Genomic DNA, 20,101 nt, shown 5'->3' on the forward strand with positions numbered 1-20,101 from the left:
TCTTGTATATTTAGTGTTTGAACGAAAACTCACCCATCTGCGGTATTGCTGCAAAGGTCTGCAATCCTCACGTACATTGGTACGCTCCGGTTTCAGAATTTTTTGTGCCTTGCATATGGGCAATTTTTTATCCAAACGCGGGTTTTCGGTCAGCCACTATTTAATCTATTGAAAGCAGGATGAGTTGTTAATAAGTTTAATTCTTGGTGTTGCCTCCTTTTCCTTCAGTTTTGCAGGATTTGGATACGGCTTGATTGCGGTTCCGCCTCTGGCCTTGATATTACCGGTGAAACTGGCTGTCGCCATCCCGTTCCCCCTTACCTTCCCCCTGTTTTTTGTCCATAGCTACCGGTATGGACACCGGCTCAGCTGGACGGAAATAAAACCCTTTCTTATAGGCGCAGCCATTGCCGTTTTATTCGGGGCGTTTTCTTTTCATTGGTTTTCTGAGATTGTCATGAAACGGACCCTGGCAATGTTTACGGTAATATCTATTTTAACGGCCAGGTATTCAATGGGTGAAAAATTCCTCCATCGCATAGCGGTAACCTTTCCAGGCGGCACTTTTCTGGGGATTTTAAGCGGATGGTTTATGGGTGCCTATACTGCTGGCGGTCCGCCCGCCGTCATATCTGCCACGGCTAAGTTTCCGGATACTGAAAAAGCAAAGGGAATGCTGAGTGTCTATTTTCTATTGGTTGGATTGGTACTGATTGTTCTGTTTCTCTCTAACGGGGTGCTGAGTTTAGACACATTGGAACAATCTGTTCTGCATTTACCGGCGGCAATCGTCGGTTTTTTGCTTGGAGACATCTTCCAGAAAAAAGTTAGCCGAAAAGGATATATGACGGGTGTCCATCTCCTTCTTTTTTGGGCAGCCATATTATTAAGCCCCCCAATTGAAACTGCAGGATAGAAAATCTTTGAAATTATTAAAGTTGAAAAGAAGATATTTGATAGCAATTGGTTTTGTGACGGGTATGTTTTTGGCATCCTGTTTTTACTCTGAAAAAGAACTTATCTTTCCCGAAGCAGCGGCTTTGTCACTCGTCTATCTGGTCATAGACAAGGGGGTATGGAAAGTGAATTATATCCAGATTTTCTTTGTATTTACTGCTTATTCCTTTTTGGGAATATGCTTTGTAAAGTTTTCTCCATTTGGCATTATCCCGAATTTTCTGATCGCTTCTTTTCTGGCACTATTTGGTTTTGTCGTTACCAAAACAAACATTTATCCGGCTTTCTCTGCCATGTTGTTGCCCATCGTGCTTCATGTGGATAGCTGGGTTTATTGTTTTGCCGTAATGGGAATCGTTACCCTACTGATATTTGTTCAATTTATGATGGAGATGAGTGGTTTGAGACATCCGACTAATCACAAATCTCTCTCGCTCAAGAGAGACAATTGGGTAAAATGGTTGGTTTGCAGATGGTCTGTTATTTCTCTTTGTGCGGTTATTCCGGTATATTACGATATCAGATTGATGCTGGTACCTCCTATTATTGTGGCTTATTTGGAGATTTCTTCCACCAAATCCGATTTGAGGTACCACCCGCAACACATCCTCTTTCTTCTGATTTGCGGTGCACTTTTAGGCACGTTTGCACAAATGGTTTTGGTAGGTTGTTGGCACATCCCGTCTTTTGTTGCTTTCCCTTTGTGTTTATCGCTCGAATTCGCCATCTTTGAATGGACCAAAAGACGTTTTGCTCCAGCCGGGGCATTGGTGTTGATTCCTGCTATATTGCATGGTTGTGATGTAGCGGCGTTTCCGTTCTTTGTGATTTGCGGAGCGTTCTTGTTTGTAACGGCAGGGAGAATACACACGAAACTTTCTGAACGATATTCCATATTGGAATAAGGGGGTCAGAATTAAATAAGTCCTCAATCTTACTTGTCTTTCAGCTCGTCTTCTGTGTTGCATCAAAGGGCACATATTTCAATATGCTCCCTTTGATACGCCTTGAAGACGAGCTGAAATCCTGTATCATATTTGTGGAATTCTTTACATCTGAGCCCCTAACCCGCCTGTCCGTATAGGCAACTGACACCAAATTGACGAATTTGCTTCAGTATATAACCGTTGAGTCGATAATTTTCATCATTTTTCCCCGTTGTTATTCTGCGTAGCTGGGGCATTCGTGTTTGTCTTTTACAAACGGCTTGATGTCGAGTATCGGCGTTCCGTCAAGCATATCTACTCCCCGGACATGGAGGGTGTTTCCCTCCACCAAAATCACCTCCAGCACCGACATGCCGATGGGGTTTGGCCGTTTGGGCGAACAGATGCTGAAAACCCCCAGTTTCTCACTCCGGTGTGGGGGTTGCTGGACAAGGAACTCCGATTTGAAAACCGGGCTTTTGTGAAAATGAAAAAGCACCACGATCCGCTGGCCTTTCTCGATATTGTCGAGACCCCTTTGATATTGCTCATCAATGACCAAGGTTCCCTCCACATCCGATACAGACCAATGTCTGGGAATACTTCTGGCCTCCGTATGGGCGACCCCGATGGGCTTTAAAACAATAGACATATTTAAATTCCTTGGAAGTATATATTAAAATGCTCAAGGTTTATGAAAAGTTCTCGTCAAAGGGCCATTATCTTAAAAAACCCTGTATTATTTGATCGACTGCCTCGTCATAGTTAAGCCCGAGACTCATGAGCTTCATCAGCTGATCATTGGCTATTTTGCCGATGGAAGCTTCGTGGGTGAGCTCTGCATCGGGATGCAGGGCCTTGAGGGCCGGAATCGTCTGATTGATACCATGATCCATGATAATGGCATCACACTCAATATGGCCAAAACACCTGTTTTTTGCGATCAGATTCACATAAAAATCCTGGGATGAGTGCCCTTTAATAACCGACCGGGAAATGATATTGGCCTTACTGTCCTCGCCTGAAAGTGTAACTTCATTTCTGGATTCAGCGAACTGATTTTTTTCGGTCATGACCCTTTCTGTGACTGACAACACGCTTTTGGGACCTATCGTTGCCGTATTGATACGTTTTGCCTCATCCACACCCCCAAGCTGGGTTAACTCCATATGAACGTAGGCATTTTCGTGCATAACCACATTTGTGGTTGGGTTTAAAATTCGTCTACCTGTCCCGTCACCAATGGCAACATGTTTTTCAATATAGGTGACCCTGGCATTGTTCATTACCTGAAATTCATGGATACCTGAATGGCCCTCCGATTTATCGCTGCCGCAATGGATGCCGCAACCGGCAACGATGGTGACGTCCGATCCTTCACCAATGATAAAGGTGTTATAAACCACGTCGTGGAGGCCTGCCTGGGATAAAATAACCGGGATATGGACCGACTCATTTTTAGTCCCCGGCTTGATCTCAATCACGATTCCATCGCCTTTTTTATTGGTTTTAATGTTGATATTGGCAGAAACTTCACGGCCCAGGAGCTTCCCATCTTTTCTTATGTTATAGGCGCCTTTGGGAATCTCTTCCAAATCGGCAACCTCTTTTAAAATTTGTCTATCGATAGCATTCAGCATTGTCTTCTCCCTGGCATAGTTCATCAAATGTACATACGCTTAAATCTTCGAGGATAGGCATGGCACCATTCAGATCACCGGTATATGCGATCTTGCCTTCTTTTATTAAAAGCAGGGTATCGGCCGCCTCAAGAAATGCCCGGTTATGGCTGACCACGATGGTTGTGGTGTTGTTCTTTTTCTGTTCACGCTTGAGTAGTTCGACCATGGGGCCAATCGTCCAGAGGTCAATTCCGGTGTCAGGTTCATCGTAAATTGCCACCTTTGGATTCCTTGCAATCACTGTGGCAAGTTCAATCTTTTTAATCTCACCGCCGGACAGTTTGCTGTCCACCGGCTTGTCCAGAAAATCCAGGGAGCAGACCCCGACCCTGGATAGAATCTCAACGAGTTTGCCCTCGTCGTCAGATTTTGCGGATATGGAGAGAAGATCCCTGAAGGTTATGCCCTTAAACCTTGCTGGATTCTGAAATCCATAAACGATACCGGCATTGGATCGTTCGTCTATTGAAAGCTTGCCGATATCTGTTCCATTAAAGATTATCTCACCTCTGGTTATTGGGTTGATGCCCATGATCAACTTTGCCAGGGTGCTTTTACCCGATCCATTGGGGCCTGTGATTGCATAGAATCCACCTTGCTCAAAGTTAAAGCTCATATCATCGATAATTGTTCGTTCAGACAGCTCTTTTGTGTCTATATCCGTCTCTGAGACTTTGAAGACAACATTTTTTAGTTGCAGCATAATTTCCCTTTTTTTTAGGTTGATACCTAAAATTCGATGATCAAGTTTTGGCCTTGATCATCGTTTTGGCCAATAGAATGGTTATCTGTAAGGGGTTGGGACAGCATTCTTGAAGTTTTTGCAAATTGCCAGCCGAGCGATCAAGCTCACTGGTGAGGATGCAGCACAGCCCCTTGCTTAGTCATCTTTTTTGTAGCATATCTGTAATTTTTTGAACAGTATTTGATAATGTGAGTTTTTTCTGTAAAATTGCCGAGCCAAATTCCTTTTTAACCCAAATTCTTTGCCAGAACGACAATACTCGGATCCAGCCACAACAATGCCCCATCAACTATGAACGGTGAAATGAAAATCAGCAACCAGACGAAGCTCTGCGTGAATGCATGTTGACCGCTGTTTACTTTAAACTGGCTCATGATATACTCATCTTTCAAAAAAACTTGATCTTTCCCAGGAGATATCATGGAACAAATTAAAATCAAATACGGCCTGGATGAACGTCCTCCAATGCTTCAAACCCTGATATTTGCAATGCAGTGGCTGGCCATTACCATTGCCACGGTGATCATCATCGGTAAGGTGGTGGCAGGATTGCATTATACCGATTTTGGACAGCAGCTTCTCTACATGCAGAAGCTTTTTTTTGTCATTGCCATATCCTTGTTTTTCCAGGTGTTGTGGGGTCACAGACTGCCGCTTATCACAGGGCCTGCCACGGTGCTGTTAGTGGCCATTCTGGCCGGAACCGGCAGGGGCACCGACGCCATATATACAAGCATTGCAACAGGAGGGGCTTTTCTGGTAGTGTTGAGTGTGACAGGTTTGTTCTCCTGGATATCCCGCTATTTCACACCCCGAGTGGTTGCCACCATCCTGATATTGATTGCACTGACCATCACCCCAACCATTTTGAATCTGATCCTCACCACCACCGCAGCTGAAACCCCGTTGACCAACCTGGGGTTTGCCCTGCTGTTTTTTGTGGCCATGATAGCAGCCGACCGTCTCCTTCCAGGCATCTGGAAAACCACCATGATTGTCTGGGCGATTATTGTCGGCAGTATAGCCTATATAGCGGTGGTACCGCCCGAGGTATGGCATGACCGGGGTCACTTGGGATTGGTCTCTGGGTTTTTCAACAATTTCACCACCGGTCTGATCTGGGATCCGGGTTTACTGATATCGTTTCTGATCTGCTTTATTGCTCTTTCCATCAACGATTTAGGTTCCATTCAAGCAGTGGGTCAAATTGTGAACCCTCCGGACATGAAATCCAGGGTGACCCGGGGCATAACCCTGAGCGGACTGTCCAACATGCTGGCCGGTTTCTTTGGTGTAATTGGACCTGTAAATTTTTCCATGAGTGTCGGAATCATTGCAGCCAACGGCAATGCATCTCGTTTTTCCCTGATTCCCACCAGCCTGGCCCTGATGGCCATGGCTTTTTTACCCGGCGTGGTGGCTTTTATCTGGAATGTACCTGCCGTTGTCATCGGAACGATTCTGCTCTATATCATGTGCGCTCAGCTTGCGGCGGGCCTGATGATGGCCTTTGGTTCTAAAAAGTTTTCTTTTCAGGACGGCCTCACCATTGGAATACCCATGATGATCAGCATCCTGGTCTCCTATCTTCCCCCCCAGGTCAAGGCAGCCTTTCCCCCTTTATTGCTGCCGGTGATAGGAAATGGGTTTGCCATGGGCGTTCTGGCTGTACTGATCCTGGAACACATCGTTTACCCCGTAAAGCCTAGCAGCAGGCAGCTGATGCACTGATCAATTTATCTCTTAATGCCGGAGGGAAAGAGAATATCATTATTGGAAAAATCCATTGATTTTTACCTTTTGAAACAGGATCAACTGTTAAATTGATCCGCTTTCAAAAAGAGAATGTTGTTTTCGAGGTGAACATGTCTATGCAGGTCTTCCTCGAACTCTTTGAGTTTTTTGTAGGTAAGATTAAAGGTATTACAGGCATCCTCCGGTATTGCATACTCATTGGAAAGACGGCGGATTTCATGAACGGCATCACCGATTTCTTCGTGTTCGTGGTAAAGTCTCCCAAGAGAATCTTTGATCACCGCAGAATCCATACTCTGGGATGGTGAACTGTTCTTTTTATCGGCCTCGATCCGCTTGATCGCCGGAAAAAGAATCTCCTCTTCTTCACGGAGATGTCCCTTCATATCAGATGTTATTTTGTCAAAGATAGTTGCGATCTTGATTAATTCTGGGTGATTGGTGCCGTGGACATCAACTATTTTATGGGCGTATGAGGCGATCGGTCCCATTTCTTCATTAAGGTAAGCATGATGAGTGTTAACGATATAGTCGGATAGAAAGGACAAACTCCAGGTCGCATAATTCTGGCTCCGTTCGAGTGGCTTGCTCTTTGCTGCCTTAATTTCCTGTTGGATTACGTCAAAATCGAGATTTTTTTCCTGGCAGGCTGTGGTCAGGAGCACCTGACCCCCGCAACAGAAATCGATTCCGTATTTGTCAAAAACCGTTGCAGTCCTGTAGTCTTCGGCAACTATCTCGCCTATTTTCTTTTGAAAAACTTCTTTCTTTTGTGGGGGGGTAGATTCTGTCATAATAATTCCTCTTTTGAATACCAGGCCTTTGGACTTCTAATTTCCATCTATTTAATTTCCATCACCTAATTTCTTATGATAGATACCTGAAACTGATCGAGATAACATTCTGAGCAACCCCATGAACGTAAACAACCAGACAAAAAGTGCTAAATATATAAAATAACGGGGGATTACCGTTAAAAATTTGAGATCAAGGGCGATGGCCAGCTGATAGGTGCAGGTTGTGTACATCCCTAACGGGAAGACCATTCCCCAGTATTGAGGTTCATACTTGATCCGCACACGCCGGACAACCAGCTTCCAGATCTCAAGAACGAATAAAAACGGAATCCACCATGTAGCCGCTGACCAGAAAAAAATGCTGACACCCATGGTAAACGGCAGGAGATGTTCGAAAAATTGGAACTGAGAACTGTTTACTATCAAGGTTGCCCCTGCCAGGGTGGAAATGGCCACAGCACCCATGTTGATCCAGTAGGCAGGGCCAAGGGCTTCTGGCAGTATTGAAAAAAACATCAGCCGATAAAAAATCAAAACAATGATGAGCAGGTAGAGCAATCCGCCAAGTAAAAACAGACAGATCGAAACAAATAATAATACCTCACCATGGGCGACAGCGCTTGAAGAGACCAGGGTACTCAATATGGATAGGGACTGGGTAGCCACGACGGCAACAAGCCAGACGCCATTGATGCCTTTTTCCAGGGGCGGTTTGGGGGAATGGATCGTAAGGGCGGTAAAAACCGAGTAAATAATCACCACCCAAAGAAAAGCACCCAGCACCAGTAGAACCAACCCCGAGGTGTAAGCCTGTTTAAGAAGGATAATTTGACTTCCCAGAACACAGGTTGCTGCAACCAATGTAAAAAAACCGACACCAACCAAATGGTTGGCCAGATCGGCCAGGATTTTTTTTGGATAAACGAACAGCCGTGCAAGGGTAAGACCCCACAGAACCGTATAAAAAATAACATTGAGCCAGAGCAGAACGTGATCGATGAACCGGACTCCCAGCAGATGGGATGCAATTGAAACAATGCCTGTGGCCATGACCATGGCAAAATAGGCCGGTGGAAGATCCGTAACGGCTGATTGAAGTTTATTTCGAATCAACACAGGCCAGGTGTCAGATTTCATCACTGACTTTTCCAGGTAACTTTCTAAACACCAGATAGCGTCTGACAGCATAGCTGAATGGAGCACTCCATATATGAATCAATCGGCTGAAGGGCGAAAAACCAAGCAGGGCCAGGGCACCTATAACATGAATCTTATAGCTGACAGGCACTTCAATCATCAGGTAGGGATCGGGAGCGAAGAAAACAATCCCTCTAATCCATGGTGCTATGGTATAGAGCACATTGTAGTGACTGAATATGACGTTGTAAATTCCGGCTCCAGTCACTAGAACAAGGGCGCTGACGGTAACGATATCGTTAAGGGTGCCTGCGGCCTGAATGCGTGGATTGGTAAGTCTTCGCCAAAGTAGAAGCAATGCGCCCAGGAAAGCCGCAAGGCCCACCGCCAAACCGGACCAGAACGCAACAAATATGTGAATTTCAGCGGTGATACCCAGCAGATCCAAATAACGCTGGGGGATCAGCATGCCGCCGGCGTGTCCGAAAAACGTAAACACAATACCCCAGTGAAACAGAACCGCACCGTAAAACAGGGATTTTTTCTCCAGAAATTCACTGGATCTGGCATTCCAGTTAAATCGATCGGTGACATATCGAAATGCGTGTCCCACAACAAATGTGGTTAAACACAAATAGGGAAAAACCGTAAATAAAAGAACATATATTTTATCCATGATTACCACCCTTTATTCAGCATTGTCTTTTATGAACAGCCTGTTGTCTCTTGCTGTTGAAAATTTTCTTTTGAATGAAACCAGTTAACAGTCATTTCAGCAAGTGGCTGAAGAAGATCCGCATACATTGGCGCCACGGGTCTAAGCCGCGTAATGTATTGATCAAAACCCTGGAGGCATTCCAGGATTAAGGCTTCATTTTTTTCCTCCTGACAGACCGAAAGAAATTCAAGCATCAAAGGAAGATAGTCCGGCAGTTCTCCTGTTATTCTTTCATAACCGGCATCCTGATAAACCTGTTGTACCCTGGCAAGCAGACCCGCTCGTTTCTCATTATCTCCCCAGATATGATAGGTAAGGTTCATGGTGGTTGCCGGGTTCATGTCAAATGCTGCGGTATAGGTCTCCTGGATCTGTATCAGTGACTTTGTTTTGATACGGGTGATGAACTCGTCAATGCTTTTTTTTAATTTATCAGCAGGCAGGTCTGCCAGGATGGTTTCCACCTCTCTGATTTGCATAAAATAGTCTTCACCAGGATAGTACAGTAGAAAAGACAAAAGTTTAAAAAGTGTTTTAGTGTGTTGTTTTATCATTCTTCATCCTTTGCAAAAACAATCATATGCTGTCTCCAAACCCGCAGGTTCCCCGGCTGTCAAACAGGTTATCACCCTTTACCGGTGCCCTGGGAAGGACGGTACGATCCTCAAGACGCGCCAGGGATAGAAGCCGGAAGATTTCCTCGATTGTTTTCTCTGACAGCCCGACACTTTCAGACACTTCCCGATCAACCTTGTTTTCAATTCGCTGGGATCTCATGAACCGACGAACGGCGGACAAACGCTTCAGTGCCAGACGGACAGGTGCCTGATCTCCTGCAGTTAAGAGATTTGCAAGATAGGTGACAGGAATCCGGAGATTATCGATGAAATCCTGCTCCTGTATGGATTCCGTATGATGTTTTACCGGGCTCAGGGGTGGTATATACCAGACCATGGGAAGCGTTCGAAATTCCGGATGCAGGGGCAGTGCAAGCTTCCATTTTTTAATTAACCGATAGACAGGCGAGCGAGTGGCCGCACTGAGAATGGAATCGGCTATGCCTTGAGCCGCCGCAACTTTTTGAATCTCAGGATCTTCAGGATCGAGCAGAATGCCCAAATGAGCCGGGTAAACCTCCTGATCCGATGGAGCAGACGCTGCTTCCAAAATTCGATCCGCATCGTAAAGCAACACGCCGACATACCGGATGCGGCCGACACAACTGTGGGAACACAGGGTTGTCAAACCGGCTTCGATCCTCGGGTAGCAGAAGATACACTTTTCCGAACGGCCGGTTTTCCAGTTAAAGTATACTTTTTTGTAGGGGCAGCCGGATACGCAGTAACGCCAGCCGCGACACCGCTCCTGGTCAACCAGTACAATGCCGTCCTCATCCCGCTTGTAAAGAGCCCCTGAAGGGCAGGAAGCAACACAGGCAGGGTTCAGGCAGTGTTCGCATAATCGTGGCAGGTAGAACATGAAGATATTACGAAATTTTAAATATACCGAGTAGTCCAGGTCTTTAAAATTGACATCGCCGGGACCGGTCTCTCCCACACCGGCCAGGTCATCCTCCCAGTTCGGACCCCATTTCAGCTTGATAGGCTCACCGGTCAACTGGGACTGGGGTTGAATAGAGGGCTGATGCTTTCGCTGGGGGCTGTTGACAAGGCGTTCATAGTTGTACGTCCATGGCTCGTAATAGTCATCGATGGTGGGCAGATCAGGATTGTGAAAAATATTCAGTCCCTTGGACACTCGTCCTCCGGCCTTTAACTCCAGACGTCCAGCGTTGAGATGCCATCCTCCCCTGTGCACACGCTGATTTTCCCAGCTTCTGGGATATCCAATACCGGGCTTGGTCTCTACATTGTTAAACCACATGTATTCGGTGCCCTTACGATTGGTCCATACATTTTTGCAGGGGATACTGCAGGTGTGACAGCCGAGGCATTTATCCAGATTCAGCACCATTGCATATTGAACTTTAATCCTCATACCATTCGACCTCCCCTGCCTTGCGGACCACTATTATTTCATCCCGCTGGGACCCCACTGGTCCATAGTAATTAAATCCATAACTAAGCTGTGCATAGCCGCCAATCATATGGGTCGGTTTGACCATAATCCGGGTGACGCTGTTGTGGGTGCCCCCCCGCAGACCGGACCGTTTTGATCCAGGTGTGTTGATCAGGCGCTCCTGGGCATGGTACATGAATGCGTTTCCCTCAGGTATCCTTGGACTTATCACAGCCTTGGCCATAACCACACCGTTGACGTTAAAACATTCCAGCCAGTCATTGTCTCGGACATCAATTTTTTTTGCATCCTCGTCGCTGATCCAGATGGCTTCTCCCCCCCGAAATAGCGTCAGCATAGTCAGTGTATCGGAGTAAGTGCTGTGGATTGACCACTTGGAATGGGGAGTCAGATAATTAAGTATGATTTCCCTGCCAGGATTGCGTTTAACATTTGTCGATTCAAGGGTCACCATATCCAATGGCGGGCGATACACCGGAAGGTGTTCTCCAAAATCTCGCATCCATTGATGATCCAGATAAAACTGTGCCCGACCAGTGAGGGTTCGGAACGGCACCTTCTCCTCAATATTGATGACAAACGGTGAATAACGGCGTTCTTCAGATTCAATACCGCTCCAGATGGGGGAGGTGATGATTTTCCGAGGCTGGACTGTGAGATCATCGAACCTAAATTTTACGCCTTGACGGGCTTTACTCAAATGCTGAAGGCTCAATCCTGTTTTTTGTTCCACCCCTGCCCAGGATTTTACAGCGACTTCTCCATTGGTCTCCGGTGCAAGGGCCAGGATCGTTTCAGCAACCTGTTTTCCCTGTTCCAGGGAGGGCATCCCCTTGCTGATACCCTCCTTATCGATTGTTCCCACAATTTTTTTCAATGATTCATACTCATCGGATGCATTCCACATAACCCCTTTTGACCCCACACCAACTTTCTCTGCCAGGGGGCCCAGGGCCGTCATCATCTTATGGGCATTGGGGAAATCACGCTGGATCACCGTCAGATTGGGAAGTGTTTCGCCCGGAACAGGCTCGCCCTGCCCTTTTCGCCAGTCGTTGACTTCCGGCTGGGCAATCTCACCCGGGCTGTCGTGCATCAGCGGGGTTGCCACCAGATCCTGAACATTTCCAAGATGAACAGCTGCAAGTTCTGAAAATTTTTCTGCAATGGTTTTAAACTGATCCCAGTTGGTCCGGCTTTCCCAGGGAGGATCAATGGCAGGGTTGAACGGATGAATGAAGGGATGCATATCCGTGGTATTTAAATCATGCATTTCATACCAGCCGGCAGCCGGCAGGGCGATGTCGGCATAGAGCGCACTGGTGGACATGCGCAGCTCCATGGTTACCAAAAGATCCAGTTTTCCCTCAGGAGCCGGGTTGCGCCATTTAATTTCTTCGGGACGAAGGGTGCTGTCTTGATTAAAGACCGCATTTTCAACGCCCAGCAGATGTTTCAGGAAATATTCATGACCTTTTCCGCTGGCTCCCAGCAGATTTGCCCGCCAGAGGAACAGAACCCGGGGAAAATTTGCCGGGTTGTCCGGATCTTCGATGGCAAATTTCAACTTACCGCTTTTAAGCTGTTTCACCGCATAGGCGATGATTTCCTCATCAGATGTGGCCCCCTGTTCCATGGCTTCTTTACACAACTCCAGGGGATTCTGATCAAACTGAGGATAGGAGGGCAGCCACCCCAGACGAGCAGCAATGACATTATAATCGGCCATATGACGGGCGGGTGCGGTCTTGCTTAATGGTGAATGGAGAACGCTGGGATTGAAATTATCGTAGCGCCACTGGTCGGTTGCAAAATAAAAAAACGAAGTGCCGTTCTGCTGGCGGGGAGGGCGAATCCAGTCTGATCCAAATGCCACCTGGGACCAGGCCGCCTGGGGACGAACTTTTTCCTGCCCGACATAGTGGGCCCACCCGCCGCCATTCACCCCCTGACAACCGCACAGGGTGGTCATCCCGATAATGGTTCTGTAAATCATATCACTGTGATACCAGTGGTTGGTACCGGCCCCGAGGAGAATCATGGATTTCCCCCGGGTTTTTTCAGCATTGTCAGCAAACTCCCGGGCCACCCGGATAACATCTGCCTGGGGTACGCCTGTGATGGGTTCCTGCCAGGCAGGCGTATAGGGCCTGGGATCTTCATACCCTGTTGGATAATCTGCCGTTGCTTCAGGTGCCTGTATCGGAAGAATCCCCAGGTGGGCTGCCATGAGATCAAAGACAGTGGTGACGTATATCTCTCCTGCGGGGGTTTGAATTTTTTTAACCGGTGTAATGCCGATCCTGGATGATGCTTCGTGTAATTCAAAAATGGGAAACGAGACTTTTTCCCAGACATCTGCCTCCGATGCAAAACTGAGCAGCGGGTTGATCTGTTTACCGTTTTCTTCCAGTTTCAGATTCCAGAGACCCTCTTCGCTCCATCTGAAACCGATGCTGCCGTTGGGAACACAAAACGAAGCGTCAGCGGCATTGTAAAGCATGGTTTTCCACTGGGCATTTTTGGATTTTAGATCCAGATCTGAAGCACGCAGGAATCGTCCTGGAGACCAGGTGTCATTGTCAGGTTCAAGCACCACAACAAAGGGAAGATCTGTATACGTCTTTGCATACGCCATGAAATAGTCAACCTGACGGTCCATGTAAAATTCTTTGAAGATGACGTGGGTCATGGCCATTGCAAGGGCACCATCTGTGCCTGCTGTGGCCGGTAGCCAGGTGTCGGCAAACTTGACATATTCTGCATAATCGGGCGCAACAGCAGTCACCCTGGCACCCCTGTAACGGGCTTCCGTGTAAAAATGGGCGTCCGGCGTACGGGTCATGGGCACATTGGTTCCCCATACAATCATATATGTGGATTCATACCAGTCTGCACTTTCAGGGACATCGGTCTGCTCTCCCCATATCTGGGGTGAAGAAGGGGGCAGATCACAATACCAATCGTAAAAGCTGATCATGGAACCGCCGATCAGCGAAAGAAAACGGGCACCGGATGCATAACACACCATGGACATGGCAGGAATTGGGGTAAATCCGAAAATCCGATCCGGCCCGTATTTTTTGATGGTGTGAATCAGGGAGGCTGCCGTGATGGTCGCAGCCTCATCCCAGGAGGATCTGACAAATCCGCCTTTTCCGCGGTCCTTGTGAAACCGGCGACGTTTTTCAGGATCCTCAATTATGCTCGTCCAGGCCTCTAACGGATCCTGACATTGACCCAGGGCCTCCCTCCACATTTCCATCAGGCTGGACCTTATCAAAGGATATTTCAACCGAACCGGACTGTAGGTGTACCACGAATAGGTGGCTCCCCGGGGACAACCACGGGGTTCGTGGTTTGGATAACCTTCTCCGCAATCCGGATAATCTGTATTCTGGGTTTCCCAAACCAGGATGCCGTTTTTAACATAAACATCCCAGGAACAGGATCCAGTACAGTTGACACCATGGGTGGAGCGGACTTTTTTATCGTACTGCCAGCGCCGCCGGTAAAAATCTTCCCATTCCCGCTGACCACATCTAATTTCAGCCCAATTGTCTGCAGTTTTTTCCTCCTGGCAACCACGTGCGTTGGCTTTGGGTCGAAAAAACCGCAGCCGGTTCAGAAACGATTCCTTAAGCATAAAGCACCTCTTTATGATAAACATCATCCTGTTTCTGGGCTTCTCTTTTTTAATCACACGGCAGGAAAACCAGGAATGCAACTTTTAGGTTCAATTCAATTGCATCAGCTCCTGCATCTTGGATTTCTTTTGCAAAAGCAACCCACTCATGGGAATCAACACAGTTGATACTGGCAATAATAAAGGATCAACGGTTATCGTTTTCTACAGGTTAAAGACTGCTTGTACTGAGCGTTTTTATTTGATTAAGGGATTTATGATTTTTATTTTGGTCTATTTTCGCTCTGAAATCAAACACTTTTTTTGGGGATAAACCAGCCCCAATTAAAAGGGACTTTTAAAACGCGTCTGTTATACGTCCTGATACTTGGCCTGGTCCGACAAGGGTTTACAACCATTTTTCAAAAAACGGGTTGACAAATCCCGCACAAGGTCTAAATTGATAGTAATCGATTACTCACTTTCATGGAGATTCATATGAGCGCATCAAACAAATATCTTCCGGCTGAAGAACGACGGGCGGTGACGGTAGAGGCGGTGGTTGAGTTGGCTGGTGAACAAAACCCGAGCGACATTACCACGGCTGCCATAGCCAAACGCATGGGATTGACTCAGGGTGCACTTTTTCGTCATTTCAAAAACAAGGATGCCATCTTACAGGCGGTTATGGAATGGGTGACCGAACGGTTAATGTCTCGCATCGAAAAAGCAGTACACGCAGAAACCTCTCCCCTTGCCGCACTGGAAGGCATGTTTATGGCGCATGTGGGCTTTATAACAGAGCATCCCGGTATTCCACGCATGTTGTTTGGTGAATTGCAACGCTCGGAAGAAACTGCGCCCAAGCGGATAGTGCAAACGCTCATCCGCCGTTATTCGGAACACCTCAATCGTTTGTTTGAACAGGGAAAGACCTGCGGTGAGCTTGATGAAAAGCTTGATAACGAGGCTGCGGCCTCCCTCTTCATCGGCACCATTCAAGGATTGGTCATGCAATCGTTGATAGCCGGAGATGTGGGTCATATGCGCCGCAATGCGCTGAAAGTATTTACCATCTATCAAAGGGGTATCAGGAGGGCATCATGAAAAAACTGCCTTTAAAAAAACGGTCATTGGCACTGATAGCGGTACTTGTTCCTCTGCTTGCTCTTTTTGTCTATGTGGCCTTGCGTTCCGGGCCCCTTGCTCCGGTATCCGTTGTATTGGCCACGGTCGAGGATAAGAGCCTCTCACCGGCACTGTTCGGTATTGGAAACATTGAGGCCCGTTACACCTACAGGATTGGTCCAACGGTTGCGGGGCGGGTCAAACGCCTGGATGTACATGTCGGTGATCGAGTCAAGGCTGGACAAGTGCTTGGTGAAATGGACCCGGTGGATCTTAATGAACATATCAGGGCCCAGGATGCCACGTTGAAACGGGCAAGCGCTCAACTAAACGAGGCGCAGGTGCGTAGGGATTATGCGCAGACTCAGGCTTTACGTTACGAGCATCTGCTTCAAGCACGCTCCACCAGTGAGGAAGTGGTAGCCACCAAGCAGCACGACCTGCTGGTTGCAAAAGCGGGGCTGACTGCAGCACAAGAGGAGCTATATAGTTTACGTGCCGAACGCGAGGCGTTAGCGGCGCAGCGCAGTAATCTGTCTCTTATTGCGCCAGTTGACAGCCTGGTTGTTTCACGTGATGCCGAACCGGGAACCACTGTAGTCCCAGGTCAGACTGTCGTGGAACTGATCGATCCGGACACCCTCTGGATCAATGTCCGCTTTGATCAAATTCGTGCACAGGGTCTCGCCCCAGGCCTGTCCGCCCAGATCGCATTACGCTCCCAGAAAGGGAAACAAAAGGCCGGACGTGTACTGAGGGTCGAACCCCTGGCAGACGCGGTAACAGAAGAAACCCTTGCCAAGGTTGTCTTCGATCAAATGCCTGATCCACTGCCGCCTGTCGGTGAACTGGTGGAAATCACGGTCACCCTGCCGACCCTTGGGGCAACGCCGATTGCTCCCAATGCCGCCATCCACAAAATTGACGGCAGGTTGGGCGTGTGGCAGGTCACCCATGACGATCTTCACTTTATACCCGTTTCACTGGGGATTGCCGATCTGGAGGGCCGTGTGCAAATACAAGAGGGGCTCAAGGCGGGTGACCGGATAGTGGTCTACAGCGAAAACGTCTTGAATGCCCACAGCCGGATTCACGTCGTTGACCATATTCAGGGGGTGAGGCAATGATCAGTTTAGCAGGACGCGACATCATGCACTCCTGGGGAAAGTTTGTCTTTACCGGTATGGGTCTTGGGCTGCTCATCGGCATCACACTGTCCATGGCGGGGATTTATCGTGGCATGGTGGACGATGCCAAAGTGCTGCTCGACAACAGCGGTGCTGATCTCTGGGTGGTACAGAAGGATACCCTTGGGCCCTACGCTGAGTCATCAAGTATCTACGATGATATCTGGCGTGGGATTCGAGGCATGGCAGGAGTGGAACGGGCGGCAAACATCACTTATCTCACCATGCAGGTGGGCAAACAAGCGGGTGACGTGCGCGCCATGGTTACCGGCGTCACGCCCGGAGGGCCAGGAACACCCGGCTGGCCGCCCCATCTCGTTGCGGGTCGCCAGATTACCCGGAGCCATTACGAGGCTGTTGCCGATATCGCTTCCGGATTTAAACTGGGTGAACGTATCCAGATTCGCCGGAACCAGTACACCGTGGTCGGGCTGACCCGGAGGATGGTTTCTTCCAATGGAGACCCCATGGTGTTCATTCCGCTTAAAGACGCCCAGGAAGCCCAGTTTCTCAAGGATAATGACGCCATCCGGGGGCAGCGTCGACGCACGGCCGAGAACCCTGCCCTCAACCCCCTGCTTGATGCGGTTATTGCCTCGCAAACCACCAACCCTTACGTCAATGCCGTTTTAGTGCAGGTTGAAGCAGGCCATGATCCGGAAAAAGTCGCCGGGTCGATCCGCCGCTGGAAGCGCTTAACCGTCTACACCCGCAGCCAGATGGAGGAAATTCTGGTTGGAAAGCTGATCGCTACCTCCGCCAGACAGATCTTCATGTTCCTGGTAATCCTTTCGATTGTCAGCTCTGCCATTGTCGCCTTCATCATCTACACCCTGACACTCGGGAAAATTCGTGAAATTGCCGTTTTAAAATTACTCGGCACCAGGAACCGCACCATTGTCGGCCTGATCATGCAACAGTCCATCGCCCTGGGTTTGATCGGCTTTGTGGTGGGCAAGATCTCGGCAACTTTATTAATGGCGCCCATCTTTCCCAAATATGTACTGCTGCAACCGCTCGACTCTGTTATGGGTTTTATCGCCGTGGTCATAATCTGCATACTGTCGAGCATTATCGCCATTCGTGCCGCGCTCAGAGTCGATCCGGCCGAGGCCATAGGGGGCTGACATGACTGCAAAAGGTATTCGTATCGAGGGGGTAAAAAAACGTTATGGCAGCGGAGATACCGCCGTTGATGCCCTGAAGATGGTAGACATGCACGTTGCGCCGGGCGAAGTTGTTGGGCTGATAGGTCCTTCTGGATCTGGCAAAAGTACGCTCCTTAAATGTCTGGGAGCGGTGATCGAGCCGACCGCCGGAAAAATGATACTCGGAGATGACATCATTTATGACGACGGCTGGAAGGTCAAAGATCTTCGCGCCCTGCGCCGGGACCGGATCGGCTTTGTATTCCAGGCACCTTATCTGATTCCCTTCCTCGACGTCACCGACAATGTCGCCCTTCTGCCCATGCTGGCGGGAATGCCAAACACCGAGGCGCGTAAACGGGCAATAGAATTGTTTAAAGCGCTTGATGTGGAACATCGCGCCAAGGCCATGCCCTCTCAACTCTCTGGTGGAGAACAGCAACGCGTGGCTATTGCACGGGGACTGGTCAATCGTCCTCCGGTAATACTGGCCGATGAACCGACCGCTCCGCTGGATAGCGAGCGCGCCCTGGCTGTAATCCGGATATTGAACGACATGGCTCAAAAATTCGAGACCGCCATTATTGTCGTCACCCACGATGAAAAAATCATTCCCACCTTTAAACGCATATATAACATCCGTGAAGGGGTGACCTATGAAGAAAAAGGTGAAGGACGTGGTTTCAAATGAGGTTAACCCAGAAAGGTATTTAAAATGATAAACAAGGAGCATTTTATGAACAAAAATAAAATGGTCAGTTACACGTTGATTGGTGTTTATGCCTTTTTACTGACAGGATGTGCCCTGGGACCGGATTTTCAACCTCCTGTTCCTCCGGATGTGGCTGGCTATACCTCCACGCCATTGACCCCAAATTTTGAAGCCTCTCCCACCATGCTGGGTGATCCACAAAACATTATTAAAGGAGAACGACCAACGAAATATTGGTGGGAAGGGATGGGTGTTGAAAAACTAGACATGCTCATCAGCGAAGCTTTGGAACATAACCCAACCCTGATGGCGGCAGCGGCTTCCTTGCGTCAGGCCCAGGAACTTTATGCGGCAAAGGCGGGTTCGACACTTTATCCCCAGGCTGAAGCCAACCTCACCGGCCAGCGCCAGCGATTCAACCCCAATTCATCGGGGCTGATCGACGATGCCAGGCAATTCGGTCTTTACAACGCCAGCCTGGGCGTCACCTATACATTTGACCTGGCCGGAGGCAACCGCAGGGCCTTGGAAGCGCTGGCCGCCCGGAGCGATTATCAGCAGTTTCAATTAGAGGGCGCTCGTTTGACACTGGTGGCAAATATCGTAACAACGGCCATTGCCCAGGCAAGGCTGAAAAGACAGACTGAAATCATAGAAAACATCTTGACGTCCCAGGAAAACCAAATAGAATTAACCCTGGAACGCATTCGTCTGGGTCATGGAGAACCGGATGATGCGTTGGCCCTGCAAACACAGTTGGAGCAAACGCGCGCCCAACTAACGCCGTTACGTTATCAACTTCAACAAAACAACCATTTTTTGGCCGTTCTTGTGGGTAGAGCCCCAGGAGAACGTCTGCTGCCGTCGTTTACCCTGGAGGATTTCACCCTGCCGCCGGAGTTGCCGTTATTAATCCCCTCTGAACTGGTGCATGCAAGGCCGGATATTCTCGGCGCTGAAGCGTTGCTGCATGCCTCTAATGCAGAATACGGGGTTGCCGTATCGAAACTATATCCCCAACTCAACCTCAGCGCCGATCTTGGATCCCAGGCACTGACGACCGGGGCGTTGTTCGGCGGTGGTTCTGCCGTTTGGAGTTTGGTAGGGCAACTGACACAACCTTTGTTCAAACCAGGCCTGCCCGCTGAAAAGAGAGCGGCTCTCTCCGCCTTTGATGCGGCTGCGGCAAACTACCAGTCCGTCGTTCTGGAGGCTCTTCGCAACGTAGCTGATGTATTGCGGGCATTGGAGAATGATTCAAAAAGGCTGGAGGCTCTTTCTGCCGCTGATTTAGCTGCTGAGAAGTCTTTAGAGTCGGCACAGCGTCGGTATAGGCTTGGAGCAACCAGCTATTACGATCTGCTTATTGCACAACAACAACGGCTTCAGACTGAACTCGATCTAACAGAAGGTCAGGCCAAACGCCTGGTCAACACTGCTGCTTTTTACCAGGCCATGGGCCTTGATCATCGTTTCGACCAATGAAAAAATTGTTAAGGTTAAACCAAGGCATTGAGACATTGATAGAATATATTTTAATACAC

At 48.5% G+C, this 20,101-nt stretch carries 17 protein-coding genes; 8 read left to right on the forward strand and 9 right to left on the reverse strand.

The genetic code is table 11. The features are described from left to right. Window positions 1-184 precede the first annotated feature (184 nt). A complete protein-coding gene (locus HRM2_RS00255) occupies window positions 185-916 on the forward strand; it encodes a sulfite exporter TauE/SafE family protein (protein ID WP_012662429.1) in 732 nt (243 codons plus the stop codon). Then, entirely contained in the window at window positions 900-1,862 is a 963-nt protein-coding gene (locus HRM2_RS00260) for a hypothetical protein (protein ID WP_232364153.1), read from the forward strand. The genes HRM2_RS00255 and HRM2_RS00260 overlap by 17 nt, the downstream gene beginning before the upstream one ends. Before the next feature lie 256 nt (window positions 1,863-2,118). Here HRM2_RS00260 and tsaA read toward each other — a convergent pair whose 3' ends face one another. The 3 genes from tsaA to HRM2_RS00275 form a co-directional block, all read right to left on the reverse strand. Then, a complete protein-coding gene (gene tsaA / locus HRM2_RS00265) occupies window positions 2,119-2,535 on the reverse strand; it encodes a tRNA (N6-threonylcarbamoyladenosine(37)-N6)-methyltransferase TrmO (RefSeq protein WP_012662431.1) in 417 nt (138 codons plus the stop codon). A gap of 67 nt (window positions 2,536-2,602) precedes the next feature. Continuing rightward, window positions 2,603-3,523, reverse strand: coding sequence for a SufB/SufD family protein (locus HRM2_RS00270; RefSeq protein WP_012662432.1), 921 nt, complete (start codon window positions 3,521-3,523; stop codon window positions 2,603-2,605). Next, window positions 3,504-4,268, reverse strand: coding sequence for an ABC transporter ATP-binding protein (locus tag HRM2_RS00275; protein WP_012662433.1), 765 nt, complete (start codon window positions 4,266-4,268; stop codon window positions 3,504-3,506). Before HRM2_RS00275 ends, HRM2_RS00270 begins: the two co-directional genes overlap by 20 nt. A 462-nt stretch (window positions 4,269-4,730) precedes the next feature. On the opposite strand from HRM2_RS00275, the gene HRM2_RS00285 reads away from it, so the two are divergent. Further along, on the forward strand, window positions 4,731-6,041 hold the full coding sequence (locus tag HRM2_RS00285) for a uracil-xanthine permease family protein (protein WP_012662434.1): 1,311 nt from the start codon (window positions 4,731-4,733) through the stop codon (window positions 6,039-6,041). An 80-nt stretch (window positions 6,042-6,121) separates the two neighbouring features. Here HRM2_RS00285 and ric read toward each other — a convergent pair whose 3' ends face one another. The 6 genes from ric to HRM2_RS00315 are packed head-to-tail and all read right to left on the reverse strand — an operon-like array spanning window position 6,122 to window position 14,403. Further along, window positions 6,122-6,859, reverse strand: a complete 738-nt coding sequence (ric, locus tag HRM2_RS00290) for an iron-sulfur cluster repair di-iron protein (RefSeq protein WP_012662435.1) — start codon at window positions 6,857-6,859, stop codon at window positions 6,122-6,124. A 51-nt stretch (window positions 6,860-6,910) separates the two neighbouring features. Next, window positions 6,911-7,999: a tellurite resistance/C4-dicarboxylate transporter family protein gene (locus HRM2_RS00295; RefSeq protein WP_049770370.1), complete on the reverse strand. Its 1,089-nt coding sequence runs from the start codon at window positions 7,997-7,999 to the stop codon at window positions 6,911-6,913. Continuing rightward, on the reverse strand, window positions 7,989-8,675 hold the full coding sequence (gene narI / locus HRM2_RS00300) for a respiratory nitrate reductase subunit gamma (RefSeq protein ID WP_012662437.1): 687 nt from the start codon (window positions 8,673-8,675) through the stop codon (window positions 7,989-7,991). The genes HRM2_RS00295 and narI overlap by 11 nt, the downstream gene beginning before the upstream one ends. 29 nt (window positions 8,676-8,704) lie before the next feature. Then, window positions 8,705-9,271, reverse strand: coding sequence for a nitrate reductase molybdenum cofactor assembly chaperone (gene narJ / locus HRM2_RS00305; RefSeq protein WP_012662438.1), 567 nt, complete (start codon window positions 9,269-9,271; stop codon window positions 8,705-8,707). Window positions 9,272-9,293: 22 nt separating this feature from the next. Next, window positions 9,294-10,715, reverse strand: coding sequence for a nitrate reductase subunit beta (gene narH / locus HRM2_RS00310; RefSeq protein ID WP_012662439.1), 1,422 nt, complete (start codon window positions 10,713-10,715; stop codon window positions 9,294-9,296). Then, complete coding sequence (locus HRM2_RS00315) at window positions 10,705-14,403, reverse strand: nitrate reductase subunit alpha (RefSeq protein WP_012662440.1); 3,699 nt, start codon at window positions 14,401-14,403, stop codon at window positions 10,705-10,707. Before HRM2_RS00315 ends, narH begins: the two co-directional genes overlap by 11 nt. A 477-nt stretch (window positions 14,404-14,880) precedes the next feature. Here HRM2_RS00315 and HRM2_RS00320 point away from each other — a divergent pair, with 477 nt between their 5' ends. Genes HRM2_RS00320 through HRM2_RS00340 form a run of 5 tightly spaced genes read left to right on the forward strand, consistent with a single transcriptional unit; the run spans window position 14,881 to window position 20,042 of the window. Then, a complete protein-coding gene (locus tag HRM2_RS00320; RefSeq protein WP_012662441.1) occupies window positions 14,881-15,489 on the forward strand; it encodes a TetR/AcrR family transcriptional regulator in 609 nt (202 codons plus the stop codon). Continuing rightward, a complete protein-coding gene (locus tag HRM2_RS00325; protein WP_012662442.1) occupies window positions 15,486-16,637 on the forward strand; it encodes an efflux RND transporter periplasmic adaptor subunit in 1,152 nt (383 codons plus the stop codon). Before HRM2_RS00320 ends, HRM2_RS00325 begins: the two co-directional genes overlap by 4 nt. Further along, a complete protein-coding gene (locus HRM2_RS00330) occupies window positions 16,634-17,824 on the forward strand; it encodes an ABC transporter permease (protein WP_012662443.1) in 1,191 nt (396 codons plus the stop codon). Before HRM2_RS00325 ends, HRM2_RS00330 begins: the two co-directional genes overlap by 4 nt. Before the next feature lies 1 nt (window position 17,825). After that, window positions 17,826-18,536, forward strand: coding sequence for an ABC transporter ATP-binding protein (locus HRM2_RS00335; RefSeq protein ID WP_012662444.1), 711 nt, complete (start codon window positions 17,826-17,828; stop codon window positions 18,534-18,536). A gap of 45 nt (window positions 18,537-18,581) precedes the next feature. Further along, window positions 18,582-20,042 carry an efflux transporter outer membrane subunit gene (locus HRM2_RS00340; protein WP_012662445.1) on the forward strand — a complete coding sequence of 487 codons (1,461 nt, stop codon included), beginning with the start codon at window positions 18,582-18,584 and terminating at the stop codon, window positions 20,040-20,042. The last annotated feature ends 59 nt before the right edge of the window (window positions 20,043-20,101 follow it).

The organism is Desulforapulum autotrophicum HRM2 (assembly GCF_000020365.1).
Lineage (GTDB): Bacteria > Desulfobacterota > Desulfobacteria > Desulfobacterales > Desulfobacteraceae > Desulforapulum > Desulforapulum autotrophicum.